13 protein-coding genes are annotated in these 13157 nt (G+C 47.1%); 3 read left to right on the top strand and 10 right to left on the bottom strand.

The annotated features are described in order from the left end of the window. Window positions 1–11: 11 nt before the first annotated feature. Both NDI48_21750 and NDI48_21745 read right to left on the bottom strand, forming a co-directional pair. Entirely contained in the window at window positions 12–587 is a 576-nt protein-coding gene (locus tag NDI48_21750; protein MEP0833795.1) for a TerD family protein, read from the bottom strand. A gap of 246 nt (window positions 588–833) precedes the next feature. Beyond that, window positions 834–1808: a DUF4351 domain-containing protein gene (locus NDI48_21745; GenBank protein MEP0833794.1), complete on the bottom strand. Its 975-nt coding sequence runs from the start codon at window positions 1806–1808 to the stop codon at window positions 834–836. Between the two features lie 118 nt (window positions 1809–1926). Here NDI48_21745 and NDI48_21740 point away from each other — a divergent pair, with 118 nt between their 5' ends. Continuing rightward, window positions 1927–2484, top strand: a complete 558-nt coding sequence (locus NDI48_21740; GenBank protein MEP0833793.1) for a hypothetical protein — start codon at window positions 1927–1929, stop codon at window positions 2482–2484. A 27-nt stretch (window positions 2485–2511) separates the two neighbouring features. Here the strand turns inward: NDI48_21740 and pip are convergent, their stop codons facing one another. Next, window positions 2512–3459 carry a prolyl aminopeptidase gene (gene pip, locus NDI48_21735; protein MEP0833792.1) on the bottom strand — a complete coding sequence of 316 codons (948 nt, stop codon included), beginning with the start codon at window positions 3457–3459 and terminating at the stop codon, window positions 2512–2514. A 152-nt stretch (window positions 3460–3611) separates the two neighbouring features. On the opposite strand from pip, the gene NDI48_21730 reads away from it, so the two are divergent. Both NDI48_21730 and NDI48_21725 read left to right on the top strand, forming a co-directional pair. Continuing rightward, on the top strand, window positions 3612–4289 hold the full coding sequence (locus tag NDI48_21730) for a uracil-DNA glycosylase family protein (GenBank protein MEP0833791.1): 678 nt from the start codon (window positions 3612–3614) through the stop codon (window positions 4287–4289). Between the two features lie 173 nt (window positions 4290–4462). Further along, complete coding sequence (locus NDI48_21725) at window positions 4463–4930, top strand: hypothetical protein (GenBank protein ID MEP0833790.1); 468 nt, start codon at window positions 4463–4465, stop codon at window positions 4928–4930. Between the two features lie 237 nt (window positions 4931–5167). On the opposite strand, the gene NDI48_21720 is transcribed toward NDI48_21725, so the two are convergent. The 7 genes from NDI48_21720 to NDI48_21690 form a co-directional block, all read right to left on the bottom strand. Beyond that, window positions 5168–6871 carry an ABC-ATPase domain-containing protein gene (locus NDI48_21720; protein ID MEP0833789.1) on the bottom strand — a complete coding sequence of 568 codons (1704 nt, stop codon included), beginning with the start codon at window positions 6869–6871 and terminating at the stop codon, window positions 5168–5170. 64 nt (window positions 6872–6935) lie between these two features. Continuing rightward, window positions 6936–7550 (bottom strand): hypothetical protein, encoded by a 615-nt coding sequence (locus NDI48_21715; GenBank protein MEP0833788.1) that lies wholly within the window; start codon window positions 7548–7550, stop codon window positions 6936–6938. A gap of 8 nt (window positions 7551–7558) precedes the next feature. Then, the gene (locus NDI48_21710; protein ID MEP0833787.1) at window positions 7559–8152 is read right to left on the bottom strand and encodes a DUF924 domain-containing protein; all 594 of its coding nucleotides are present in this window, start codon (window positions 8150–8152) and stop codon (window positions 7559–7561) included. Window positions 8153–8324: 172 nt separating this feature from the next. Continuing rightward, window positions 8325–9488, bottom strand: coding sequence for an NDP-sugar synthase (locus NDI48_21705; GenBank protein MEP0833786.1), 1164 nt, complete (start codon window positions 9486–9488; stop codon window positions 8325–8327). Between the two features lie 626 nt (window positions 9489–10114). Next, a complete protein-coding gene (locus NDI48_21700; protein ID MEP0833785.1) occupies window positions 10115–10945 on the bottom strand; it encodes a segregation/condensation protein A in 831 nt (276 codons plus the stop codon). Window positions 10946–11155: 210 nt separating this feature from the next. Beyond that, entirely contained in the window at window positions 11156–11515 is a 360-nt protein-coding gene (locus tag NDI48_21695) for a lipopolysaccharide assembly protein LapA domain-containing protein (protein ID MEP0833784.1), read from the bottom strand. A gap of 262 nt (window positions 11516–11777) precedes the next feature. Next, a complete protein-coding gene (locus NDI48_21690; protein MEP0833783.1) occupies window positions 11778–12905 on the bottom strand; it encodes an AI-2E family transporter in 1128 nt (375 codons plus the stop codon). Window positions 12906–13157: the final 252 nt, after the last annotated feature.

The following is a 13157-nucleotide window of genomic DNA, read 5'->3' as shown; positions in this document are numbered from 1 at the left end:
TGTTTTGCCTCTTAGCTGTAGCGATCAAGTAGTGCTTGTAAACCGCCCTGATAACCTGCACCAACGGCATTGAGACGCCATTCACCATCTTTACGGTATAGTTCAGCCATAATCAGTGCTGTCTCTATGGAGTAGTCTTCCACGAGGTCGTAGCGAACAGCTTCCTGTTTTGTTTGAGCATTGACGACACGCACGAACGCATTTTGCACTTGACCAAAATTTTGATTACGTTGCTGTGCTTCATGGATGGTTACAGTAACAACGATTTTTTGGACATCAGCAGGTACTTTTTTGAGGTTAATTTTGATCACCTCATCATCGCCCTCGCCTACACCCGTGAGGTTATCCCCAAGGTGCTGAAGCGATTTATCTGGATCAGGGCTAGTGAGGTTGTTGTAAAAAATGAAGTGAGAGTCAGAAATGAGTTTTTCATTAGCACCTAACATGAATACGGACGAATCAAGATCAAAGTCGGAACCTGTGTCTGTAGATTTAACGTCCCATCCAAGACCAATGAATACCTCTGAAAGACCTGGTGCCACTTTTTCAAGTGATACACGTTGTCCTTTTGCTAGTGAAACTGCCATTATTTAGCCTGCCTTCTGTTGTTCGTCAACCAGGAGTCCACCATATACGTTAGGCTTCCTCAAAGTTCTTGCCTTCGGTAATACTACTGAATTTTTGTCCTTAGGTCTCGCTCGAAGATCAGTAACATCACGGTTGAAGATCTAAAGATATTGCACTGGCTAGCTGAGCAACTATTTTGAGCAGCATTAATCGCGTCTACACAACCGAAGTCCGCCTGCGCGGGTTGAGAGCGATCGCACTTTGTCTCACTCAGAATCAGGAGAATCACTGCTAGATTCCAATCTTGAAGCGCAATCCTCTAACCAAGCCTCCAAATCCGCCTTAGTCGAAAAATCCAATAACGCCTCACCCAAGTCCTCGATTTGTGCGATCGCTAACGCCTGAATTTGCTCCTGTAACTCCGGCTCCATTTCACCAACTCGACGCGCAAGTTGCCGCAACACTAGGGATAAAGCCTCCTGCCTTCTTCCCTCCTCTAGCCCTTCCTGTCTTCCCCGTTGCAAACCTTCTTCCATCCAACTGGTGACTATCTGCATAACTTCCTCCTGCCTTGCTGGTTCGATCCTATCGAGTTCAGCTTGAAACCGTACCTGCTCCGTTTGACTCAACTTTAAGTAAGTGTCGATGAATCCAGAAATTAGCTGTATTTGGGCTGGATTTAATCCCAAGCTAGCCAGTAACCTCAAGCACTCTACCTTCACAACAGGGCGCTCTTGAGGCTCCATCTGCATTTTTGCCATTAAAGCACTGGCAACAGGATTGGGCAGGTTAACAAAATCTTGCCACTGGAGACGATTGAGCTGAATCACTCGATAGTGGAATTCCAACACCAAAAAATCGGAAAACTCAACCCGATACGAGTCCGGTTCTGGACGCCGAGGCGAGTCCTGGGAAAAAATAACAATCGGATAAACGGGCAAAGCATGAGTTTCGTGCAGACGAGCAAAATAGCGAAACATCCGCCGATTGAAGTCGCTTTGGGAGCTGGACTGGTGTTCGACATGAACCAAAAACTGAGAAGATTGTCCTCTAAACTGCGCTCTCATCACCAAATCGGCTTCGTACCTCTCCCCAGAGGTGACATCCGTGAACAGTTCCTTGTCCATTGGCACCAAGGAGTCACGCTCTACATACTCACTGACATCGGGGAAGAACAGTTCGAGGAACTCCACAAAGAAGGTAGAAAGGAGTTCTTTGAATAAACGATCGTGGTCAATCATGAAAAATGACACTGGCTTCTAGCCAAAAGAGTTAAGCTTGCTTGCAGCACAGCCCACACAATATACCCACTCAGTACAAACATCACTAAAATACCTAGCAGAAACATCTTCTTAGCCTATGAAGCCCAAACAGCTCGTCTTAACTCTCTTGACAACTACCGCTTTTCTAGGTGTTCTGCCACTGTCCCATTCCCTGACAGGCATCAACTCCAGCAGCGCTCAAACGCAGCCAAAATTTGTCACCTATACAGAACGCAATTTTTTCTCAATTCAACATCCCTCTGGCTGGGTTATAGATAAAAGTGCTACCAATTACACTACAATCTGGAGTCGCAAACCAACCGGCGCTGGAGGGGGGAAAGCTCCAGCCAACCTAATTAAAACGGACATTACCTTCCCTGAGGGTTCCCTAGAAACTGTAGTTAAAAGGGATATAGCTAGCAGTCAATCCTACAATGCCACAGTGAAACAACGCCGCAACCTAACCATTAATGGGCGGAATGCTGTTAGGGTGCACCTGACAGGTGGAGGATTTGACTTTCCCGACTCAATGCTCACTTTTGTTCGCTACAACAATAAGCAAACGGTCGTCATTTCTAGTTATTACACGGCTAGTAATTCTAGTTCTGCTGGCACAATTGAACGCATTCACGGGTCGTTTCGCCTTCTTAGGTAACAGCTACTACCTTAGGCGATCGCTCTTTCACAAAGAAGCAAACTGATCCGTTGCTTCAATTAAAGCACTACGAATCCCCGGTTCTGACATGGAATGTCCAGCATCCGGAACCACAATCAACTCCGCTTCAGGCCAAGCGCGATGCAGCTCCCAAGCCGATATCATCGGACAAACCACATCGTAGCGTCCCTGGACAATCACACCTGGAATATGACGAATGCGATCGACATTTTTTAAGAGCTGATCTTCTGGTTCAAAAAAGCCTTTATTAACGAAATAATGACACTCAATTCGGGCAAAAGCATCGGCAAAATTGTTTTGACCAAACCGTTGCATTAGCCCAGGGTCTTGCAATAGTTTACTGGTACTTGCCTCCCAAACTGACCACGCACGAGCAGCTTCTAAGCGTGTTTCCAAATCTGGACTCGTCAATCGTTTGTAGTAGGCTCCCATAAAATCGTGACGTTCTTCTTCGGGAATCGGTTTAACATATTCCTCCCAAGCATCGGGGAAGATATAACTCGTTCCTTCCTGATAAAACCAGAGAAGTTCTTTCTGCCTGAGCATGAAAATACCGCGCAGAATCAATCCCTTGCAACGTTCCGGATGAGTCTCGCTGTACGCTAAGGACAGAGTACTGCCCCAACTCCCCCCAAACACCACCCACTGCTCAATTCCTAGTTTCACTCGCAGTTTTTCGATATCGTTGACCAAATCCCAAGTCGTGTTTTCTTGTAGTTCCGCATGAGGGCTACTTTTCCCACAACCCCGTTGGTCAAATATCACAATGCGCCATTTTGTTGGGTCGAAGTATTGGCGATATTCCGGTATACTCCCACCCCCTGGCCCCCCGTGTAACACGACAACGGGCTTTCCGTCAGGATTCCCCGACTCTTCAAAATAAATCGTATGCAGGCCGGACACGGCTAGGGTTGCCTGATGATAGGGTTCAATAGGGGGATAGAGTTCTCGCATGGTTCCGGTAACTGACTGACCCTTGCAGTGGTGAGTATTGAGATCATCGCTGTTCTCATTAAATCACTACCCATCGCCACTCTCTCATCCCAATAAACTTGGTTAACTTTTCCTGCTAACCTGTAAACCGTTCCCCTTGCTCCGTCTCGCTCATGTCAGATATCAATCAATTGATTACTCAAGTCTATGGTGAAGCGCAACGCGAATCTTTTCCCATCGATGAACCGGTTTATCAAGCAGCAGGATTAGACCCCAAAATGCCTATTCTCTATGGAGGCAATTTAGAAAGTCCCTTGTGCTTTTTTGCTCGTGATTTAGGAAAAGATGAAGTTCTAGTCCAACAACCCCTCTATGGTGCAGCAGGTCGGCTCGTTCGACAAGGTATCTATCGCACTCTGTTTCACAAAGAGCCAACTCGTAGCACAGACTTATCGGAAGTTCTGGAACACGTTCTGCTTACGAACACGGTTCCATACAAACCACCCGGTAACAAAGCCTATTCGGAAATTGTTAAAAAGCGATTTCGCCCTTTCCTGGAACAATTGCTGATACTGCACTGGCAAGGAAGTTGGATTATTACCTTAGGGAACGAAGCCTTTAAATGGTTTTCACCTTATGCCTCCAAAGGCGAAGCAGCCCAGTTTTTTGCAGGGAGCGATCGCTATACATCCAGTCTTCTCATCACCCTGACCGCCCAAGACGAACAAGGCAAGCGACATGAACGCTCAGTCACGATTTTACCACTCCCTCACCCCTCGCCACTGAACCAAAAATACTATGCCCAATTCCCCCCATTGCTTCAGCAGCGTCTAACCTCCATTTTCTCTTAAAATAGACTTTAAGAGCATCCTGCTCAAGGAAGTTCTCGATATAGTTTAGAGTTCAAGATCATACTTTTTTCTCAAGAGCATTGGTAACAGGTCTCATCTGGCTCCCCTGATGAACTGGAACTCATAGGAGGAGGTTATAGGGATCTGGATGTATAGCAAGCCCAAGAATTTTAATGAACAAACCTTTAGATACGGCCCTATCCTTAGAAATTGCTGCCAACATCAAAAGCAAAGCCAAAGAGAGTTTTGATAATGCTTTCAGAGCTACAAAATTGCTCAAAGAATCGATGTATGTCCAAGGATTTTTAGTCAAACCCGGAAAGCCATACAAACCCATTGAACATGGTTGGCTTGAGCTTGAAGATCGTCTGGTTGATCCCACACTACCCTACTTAGATAAGACAGAGCAAGAATTCTACTACTTTCCAGTACAACGCCTGAGTGTTAAACAACTTTTAGCTGCCGTTGAAGAAGCCAAAGAAGATTATCCAGACGATCCGCCGCTCCCGGTTTATGGGGATGCGCCCTATGAATACTACGGGGACGTTATGTTAGGCGGAAAAGACTATCAAACGGCTTATGCACAAGCTTTGGCGAAGTGTAAAGAGTTGAATCGACCTAAAAGTAATGAAATGAATTAGTAAGTCGTTCCACGCTTAGGCAAGCACTATCCTTAGTGTTAAAACTCTTGTGGGATGGACATCAGGCCCGTCCTCTTCAGGCAAGTTAAATGTGCAATAACTTATTCATTTCATTTCCGTTTGTCTCGGAATTAACTAAATTTAGAGTCTAAAAACTCTGCGTTCCTCGGCGTAAACCTCTGCGTTAAGAAAATACAATATTGGGGTATCAAGGGGTTCCATATCCTTTCTTAGTTATCACCGCACCTTGAGCGATCGCAAGCGATTTAAAGCAGCAGCCAGTTCAAAGCGACGAAATAAAACTAAATCCCCTTCCGGCAAATGACTGAGAATATCTAATCCTTGTGTCTCAATATCTGCCATCACCTGATTGAGAACCTCTGGCAGTGAACAACGCCCATCAATATATTGCTCCTTCGCGTAAACAATAGCAGACGCGATCGCTCTCAATTGCCCTCTCTCCACAATTTGCTCAACTGCCGCTAAATCAATCTCCTCACTCCCAAATACCACCTCATCGACATCCCGGACTTTCAACTTGACATCGCGCTGACCGCGACTGGGGTCGATACTTTCAGGTACGGGAATGCGGGATGTAATTTGCCCGAACTTTTCGCCACCTTCGGGGGTACGTTCTGTTTGGTATTGCTGTGCGATCGCCTTGGCTTTTGCCGTAACATCATAGGGCTGGAAGTTTTCCATCGCAATCACCGTATCCGCCACATCAAAGTAATCGCCACTACCGCCCATCACTAAAATCGTGGACACACCATAATCGGTATAGAGTTGTCGTATCTTGTCGATTAAGGGTGTAATCGGTTCTTGATCTTTGGCAATCAACTGCTGCATTCTGCGATCGCGAATCATAAAGTTAGTCGCCGCCGTGTCTTCATCTACCAGCAGTAACGTTGCCCCCGCTTCCAACGTTTCCATAATATTTGCCGCTTGTGAAGTACTCCCACTGGCGTTGGTGGTGGAAAATTGACGGGTAGAGCGACCTTGAGGTAACTGGTTAATAAACGGCGAAATATCTACACCGACAATACTCCGTCCATCCTCCGCCCGAATCTTCATCGCCGCCGGATCAGTCACCACTCGTTCCCGTCCATCTTCCGGGATGTGGTTGTAAACCCCTAATTCAATCGCTCGCAGTAAGGTAGACTTGCCATGATAGCCACCGCCGACAATCAGGGTAATCCCCGCAGGAATGCCCATTCCCGTGATTAAACCCCGATTGGGACAGGTGAATTCCACTCGCAAGGTTTCCGGGGAATGGAAGGGGACAGCATCCGTGAGTAAAGGGCGTTCATCCACCCCACTGCGTCGCGGAAGCATCGCCCCATCGGGAATAAAGGCAACGAGTCCTCGTTGTGGCAATTGTTGACGCAACCAGTCGGCATCCTCGACGGTTTCCACCTGTTGCTGAATTTGGTTTGGATTTAGACAATGATACTTGAGCGCTTTGTCAACAATTTCGGGAATATCTTCACAAAGCATTTCCACCGCTTGACGCCCCAAGATACTACGTCCCCGTGCGGGTAAGCCAACTACAAAGCGAACTTCGAGGAATTCATGGGTAACAAAGGCGGAAGTGCGATCGAGTACGGATTGTCCCACCTGAACAATAGCAATCAATCCACTCTTCCCAGTCCCCCGCCGACTGCTGAGTTCCTGTGCGGCTTTGTCAAACTCACGAGTGAGGTAATCTCGGAGGGCGATTTCTCGGCTGCGGGTTTGGTAGAGATGAGGAGGGAAACCCGCAAAGGACTGAGGGAGTTGCACTCGCAATTGGCTGGGACTGGCGAAGGGATCACCTTGGACGCGATCGATAATCAGGGTAAAGTCGGGAAATCTGTAGCGTCCTTTAATATCTCTATAGGCTTTGTAGCTCTTGTTGTCGAGTTGTAAAAGCAGTTGCCGCAGAGTTTCTCGATTAGTCATAGCTATGGATTATGGGTCACAGGTAACTAAAAACTGACCCTGATTAGTGCAAGTGGGAAAGCGTTTATTTAGAAGCGTCGAAACGTTGATTAAATGGATTTTGCTGTAACACTGCACAGCTTGACGGAACCATTTTTGCCGGGGCGGCTGAGTTGGCGTTGGGTCGGTTATACGATTTTAAGTCGAGCGAAGCATTCTGATAACGACTCACCACAGCGTAAGCTCCTCGCACTGTCTTAGCGGGTCGAACGACAACCACTCGTCCTTGAGTCAAACGAAATGTATATAAAAGCTGCTCTAAAAAAATTCCGCCTAGTTGGATATCTGGATTCTTCGAGCCAATTTTCGGAGATTGCTTTGCCGTCTTTACATTAATCGCTGTACCCGTAATGGTATTGCCTTTAACAGTACCCTCAACACATTGTCGTTCCCAGTAGTCTAATCCTTCAGGTGGGTCTGCTTGTCCTTGGGTGGTGAAGATTCCAACCACGCGATTTCCGCTTTTACGAAAATTGAAGCATGACTGAGCATCGGCATATGTGAAACACAGACGGTGTGTTCCGTTGGGTAAATTAGCAACCGTCGTCTGTTGAGCTGATACTGAATTCAGGAAAATGCCTGCGATTAGATAAGTTGCTGTTGTGGGGAAGAGAATGGAACAAAAAAAAGTTTTTAACATGGTATTTGTTAAAATGATGAACCCGGTTGCTTAAGAAATTCGGCTTCTTCTGGAGTACTTTCTCGACCTAAAATCTCATTGCGATGGGGAAAACGCCCAAAACGTTCAATGACTTTGAAGTGACGGTGGGCATAATCGACACTACTTACACATTCCGGCTCATCTTTCAACGTTGAGAACAATTCTAAACACTGATGCTGATGGGTTAGGTTCTCGCTGTGTTCAAAGGGTAAGTAGATGAACTGTCGCTGTATGGGCAGTAATTCTTTGTCGAAGTCGTTGGCAACCGCATGTTTGGCGTAAGCAAGCGCTTGGGAGTCAGTCGCGAAGGCTTGGGGTTGTCCGCGAAACAGGTTGCGAGGGAATTGATCGAGCAGAATAATCAGTGCTAGACAGGCTTGAGGTGATGCCTTCCAGGAGTCCAGTTCACCCGCCGCTGCTTGTTGATAAGTGGGGAAAAAGCGCGATCGCACCTCTTCATCGAATTCTGGGTTCTTGATAAACCAGATTTTTCGGGATTTGCCATAACCTGCCGCATCCGGTTGCCCAAACCAAAAGTCTAAAATTTCCTGGGCTGGCGATAAATGCAGGGGCTGTGACATTCAGGTGCGGCAAGAGAACCGTGAGGTAAGGTTGACAAGAGAGCACAACCATCCGGACGTTGACCGATTATAAGCCCAATTCAATCAGCTTATGGGGTTCAGCCCGGATGGGGGCTACTCAAGGGTGAGTGTTGAGCCAGAGTGGGTATCACTCAAGCCTCAGACTGGGAAACTAGCCATCCGTTCCGAGGAGTTCTGCGATCGCCTGCCGTTCGGCGGGTTCTTGGGAGGGCAGAGTCCGACGAGTGTCGGTAATCAACCAATCCAAGGCGGCTGCCTGAACGTCAATGGTGGCACCTGTCTTGTCCACGCAATAACGACCAAACACCAGCTTATCAACCAAGCGCACTCCAGCTCCCAGACGGGAGTATTCAAAAATCACGCTGTTATCAACGGTTGCCCCGCTACAAATCCAGCAATTGGGGCCAATCATCGTGGGGCCAATAATCTTCGCCCCATCTTCGATATGAGTCATGCCACCAATATAAACCGGGCCTTGGATATCAACCTTGTCCCAATTAACGGCCACATTCAATCCGGCGTAGATGCCTGGAAACACTTCTTTGCCTGGAATCTGCACGTTCTTGATATCGCCCCGGAGGACACTGCGAATGGCGTGCCAGTAGTCGGGAACTTTGCCGATATCTACCCACTCAAAATCCATAGGCACCGCATAAAACGGAGCGCCCATTTCCACTAACTTCGGAAATAGCTCACCACCAATGTCATATTCTTGACCAGATGGTATATAATCTAAAACTTCTGGCTCAAAAATATAGATGCCAGTGTTGATATTGGTACTGAGCGCTTCCTCCACGGAGGGCTTTTCCTGAAAAGCTTTAACCCGACCGGTTTCGTCCGTAACAACGACACCGTAGCTAGGAACCTGCTCTAGGGGCACAGATTTTGTGACGATGGTAGCAATTGCACCTTTTTCTTTGTGCCACTTTACCGCTGCCGTCAAGTCGAGGTCAATCAGGGCATCGCCACACAGAACCACAAACGTATCATCAAAAAAGGGATAAAAGTCATGGATACGCCGCATTCCGCCAGCCGATCCGAGGGCTTCTCCAACCAGTTGCCCATCTACAATGCGACCCTCAAAGGAGTAGGCAATCTGGACGCCGAAGCGTTGTCCATCACGGAAATAACTTTCAATTTCGTTCGCTAGATGACTGACGTTAACGACAACTTGGTCACAGCCATGCCGTCGTAGCAGTTCTAGTAAAAATTCCATCACTGGTTTTTGCAGGATGGGAATCAGGGGTTTGGGAATGGTATAGGTGATGGGGCGAACCCGTGTTCCCTTACCAGCCGCTAGAATCATGGCTTTCATGAATTTTTCTTCCTCAACCTAGGCGACAAATATTTGGTGAAAGTGAATTGAGTCTGATTTTAACGAGTCTGTGGAATTAAGCATGGGACTTTTGTCTGTAGACTTCTTCCGATTGACTCGAAAAAATGACAGCGATCAGTTAACAAAACGATAGACTATCCATACGCTTACCGACTATCGGCAGAAAATTAAAGGTACGGACCCACCTAGGGAAGCATCTGAAAGTCCACGTTCTCGGCTGCAAAAGGCCAAACTGACAACCCTGTTCCTTCTAAAAATAGGAAGTTGACAGGCTTTTGAACTCAATGTCACCGAGTTTACTTCCACCGTACTCTCTCCAAGAAAGTGACGGCAACTGGTAAATGTATACTTTTAGGAAACAGAAAACAAATTTTCCTGCAAAGTACAGCTTGCTCAAGCTTTCAACCCTGACTGACAAGGGGATTGGACATTGGGGAATTAGAGATTGGAATGGGAGGAGACAACCAAGAGGGTATAGACTGAGGAAACAAGGGAGCAAATATTCTTCCTAGCCGCCTATTGTGCCTAGTTCCCACTACCGAGTCCCGACTCTTCACTCCCTACTCCTCAATCTCCAATCTCCAGTCCCCATTACAACACCCTGCTTACGTCAGCGCACGGATTTTTAAGTCTTGGTAAAACTCCTCTTGGTGTAACTCTACCTTGGACTGAGCCGACAAGAGTAGTAGTGCCCAGAAGACTCCGACCCGATCGCTGGTTTTTACTTCAGTTGCCTCAACGGATGCTGCGTGGGTAGTCAAGCTATCCCCAAGGGAATCGGCTCGATCCGACGTGGCTGGTGACAACGTCCACCACTCTAACAGTTGTTCTAAATTTAGCCAATCTTTTCCTGCCGAAAGTTCTTGCCAATGCTGGGAGATAAAGCCTTCGAGATGCATGGCGAGTTCGGTGAGATTTTCATCGTGAGCCAGATGCGCGATCGCTTTAGCGGCCTGACTTCGAGATTGAGGACGGGGACGAAGCGCACGAGAGCGCACAGGAGAGTCCCCATCCCCTAGCTGTGCCGCCATCTGCTGCAATTGCTCAATCAGCTCAGAGAGTGTCACCGGGCGTCTCTTGAGAGGCGGGGCGGCTCTGCGGCGGCGCAGATGACGTTCCAGATGGAGGGGCAATCGCGCTTCTGCTGAGGTGTCGATCTCCTCCTGGAGTTCGGTGAGGTCTATCTCATCCGGCTCTTCTAAACGCCTTAAGGTATCGGCTTTGAGTAAAACCAGCATGGATGCCCACAAAAAAGCTTGCCCGGACTGGGATAAATCAGCATCACGGCGTCCCTTGTCCGCCTCATTTCCGAGTGCCAGAGTACTTAAATAGCGGTCAATCACCTCTATCACTTGCACATCCCAAGGGTCAATTTCTCCTCGCTGTGCTAAATCAATGAGAAGAGCGATCGCTTCACTAGCTGGTGTTCCAGTCATGGCGCACTGCCGTTAGAGGGTTGAAGGTTGAAAGGAAGGTTGAAAGTTGAAAGTTGTGACAAAGTTGAAGGTTGTTAGGCAAAGTAAAAGCCGTAACCTGGGTTGTCAGGTTAAAAGGTTGAAGGTTGTCAGGCAAAGCACAAGCCGTAACCTGGGTTGGAGATTGACAAGACAACTCCATAACGTGCTAACCTACCAACCGACTCAGCTTCAACCTGCAACTTCTTCTGTAAAGGCTTTAGAAGGGGATAGAGCGGGTAACTCTAGCTGTTCGATCTCTGCCTTGTAGCGTTCCACGTCTTGCTCCAATTTTTCAATTTGCTCTTCTTTGGAACGAATCTGGCGTTTGGCTTTAAAGGACTGTAGCTGCTGTTGTAACCTTGTCCAGATGCTGAACAGCCAAGCCAAGATAGCGCCTAGCCCCATAGCCAAAATGAGTTCAATCGCAATCGGGGCTTGAACCTGAACACCATTAACAATGCGAATCACAGCCGGCTCGGTATTTTCCAAACTAAATAAAACCAACGCCAAGCACAGAGCAAAAATAATCAAAAAATTAATCTGTCGCATTAGCTGAATCCTTAGATCTTCAGTCGTTTGCTAATTTTACAAGAGGGAAAATGAAGAATCCGTCCTCTTGACCGCTTTAACTGGGGAATTTTAACTTGTTTTTCACGTTAACGAGAAGTCCCAGGAGTAACCGCCTTGAAATAGCTTGTCGCCCTGTCCAGAGGTGATCAGCAGATTTTACAAGCCAGCCCTGAATCTTTGATTCAGCATAGGCAGCGCAGTTCCCCCACTCCCCATGCTCACTAAAGCTCCGGCCACTCCTTTACTCCTCAGCTTGCACGGGACTAGAGGGTTCAGGGGTAATCGTGTCAGTGCTGACGGCTTGGGGCGGGTGCATTAAGCGAATTGCATCAAGCGTGCCCTTAAGGGTTCCAGCAATAGGAACTGCAACAATAACGCCCAACACACCAGCGATCTGAACTCCTACTAATAAAGCAATGAAAATCATAATAGGATTTAGTCCAATAAATTCACCCATTAATCTAGGAGCTAGGATATTGTCTTTGATTTGCTGCATGACAACAGCGGCTATAGCGACACGAATCCCTAACCAAAAGCTGTTGAGCATGACTAAAATCGTGACCAAACCAATACCCAAAGTGGCACCGATAAAAGGAATGAATTCAGCGACGCCAATGAGCAGTGCAAAAAGCAGAGCAAAGGGAACCCTTAAGACCAAAAAAATTGGAGTTAGGGTAGCGACCATAAATAATCCTAGGAGGATTTGGCTGATAAAAAAATTCTGAAAATTCAGCCGCAGGGATTCGCTAAAAGGTACCCCTATTTTAGGGGGGAGTAAATTGACAAAACCTCGCCAGAGCCTTGCGCCATACAGCAGCATATAAAAGGCCAAAACGATGACTAAGATAGTATCGAAAAGTCCTGATAGAGTTCCTAGCGCAAATCCAACGGCTTGAGTTGCCAGTACTTGAACTTCACTTTCGATGCGAGTATTGAGGCGATTGCTAATGGCTTTAAGGTTGAGCGGCAAACGGCGTGCTCTTGCCCAAGTTTCTAACTTGTCGAGATTATCATTACTCGTTTCTAACCAAGCTGGGATATTGTTTAACAATTGGGTAAATTGGTCTATCACAATAGGCACTAAGGTGATTCCCAGAATAACTAAGAGTGCCAACGTGAAAAGTAAAACAACAATTACCGCCTGAGAGCGACTCCGGTAAAATCGCGATATAAAGCGGACAGGGTAGTTGAGCAGAAAAGCGAGAATGGCTGAAATGGTCAGCAACGCGATTAGGTGCTCAAAATAGCGAAAGACTTGGGACAAAATCCAGAGATTGAGTGCCACAAGTGGGCCTGAGAGAGCAAAAAACAGGAGGCGTTGCACGTAAGTCCAACGGTGCAGGGGAAATAGATGGGGATAGCGACTCATTGATGTAAAATTTTATAACCAAACCTTGTTTTAAGTAAGCGGCAGAAAAAACAATCCCAGAAAAGGTAAAGATGGACACAAGGGTAGCGAATTTGTATTTGTAAAGGAAGTACACCTGCTAAGGATTGAGTAAGACAGATGCTAGACGGCCTCCATTTGAACAGTTTCAAATCTAGTTTGACCCAGCACTGATTACAAGGGTAGGGCAGTTTTACCCGAACCCAAACTTTCTTGGAACACATTTAGTATCGT

The sequence above is a fragment of the Microcoleus sp. AS-A8 genome (assembly GCA_039962225.1).
In the GTDB taxonomy this organism is placed as follows: domain Bacteria; phylum Cyanobacteriota; class Cyanobacteriia; order Cyanobacteriales; family Coleofasciculaceae; genus Allocoleopsis.
The sequence above is the reverse complement of the archived record's forward strand: the minus strand, read 5'-3'. Positions and strand labels throughout refer to the sequence as shown.

What these genes read in the sequence shown, in the direction of transcription:
- NDI48_21720 (MEP0833789.1), bottom strand. Translation starts at nt 6,871, where the DNA reads ATGACTAATCGAGAAACTCTGCGGCAACTGCTTTTACAACTCGACAAC.
- NDI48_21700 (MEP0833785.1), bottom strand. Translation starts at nt 10,945, where the DNA reads ATGACTGGAACACCAGCTAGTGAAGCGATCGCTCTTCTCATTGATTTA.
- NDI48_21715 (MEP0833788.1), bottom strand. Translation starts at nt 7,550, where the DNA reads ATGTTAAAAACTTTTTTTTGTTCCATTCTCTTCCCCACAACAGCAACT.
- NDI48_21745 (MEP0833794.1), bottom strand. Translation starts at nt 1,808, where the DNA reads ATGATTGACCACGATCGTTTATTCAAAGAACTCCTTTCTACCTTCTTT.
- NDI48_21740 (MEP0833793.1), top strand. Translation starts at nt 1,927, where the DNA reads ATGAAGCCCAAACAGCTCGTCTTAACTCTCTTGACAACTACCGCTTTT.
- NDI48_21695 (MEP0833784.1), bottom strand. Translation starts at nt 11,515, where the DNA reads ATGCGACAGATTAATTTTTTGATTATTTTTGCTCTGTGCTTGGCGTTG.
- NDI48_21690 (MEP0833783.1), bottom strand. Translation starts at nt 12,905, where the DNA reads ATGAGTCGCTATCCCCATCTATTTCCCCTGCACCGTTGGACTTACGTG.
- NDI48_21750 (MEP0833795.1), bottom strand. Translation starts at nt 587, where the DNA reads ATGGCAGTTTCACTAGCAAAAGGACAACGTGTATCACTTGAAAAAGTG.
- NDI48_21705 (MEP0833786.1), bottom strand. Translation starts at nt 9,488, where the DNA reads ATGAAAGCCATGATTCTAGCGGCTGGTAAGGGAACACGGGTTCGCCCC.
- NDI48_21710 (MEP0833787.1), bottom strand. Translation starts at nt 8,152, where the DNA reads ATGTCACAGCCCCTGCATTTATCGCCAGCCCAGGAAATTTTAGACTTT.
- NDI48_21725 (MEP0833790.1), top strand. Translation starts at nt 4,463, where the DNA reads ATGAACAAACCTTTAGATACGGCCCTATCCTTAGAAATTGCTGCCAAC.
- pip (MEP0833792.1), bottom strand. Translation starts at nt 3,459, where the DNA reads ATGCGAGAACTCTATCCCCCTATTGAACCCTATCATCAGGCAACCCTA.
- NDI48_21730 (MEP0833791.1), top strand. Translation starts at nt 3,612, where the DNA reads ATGTCAGATATCAATCAATTGATTACTCAAGTCTATGGTGAAGCGCAA.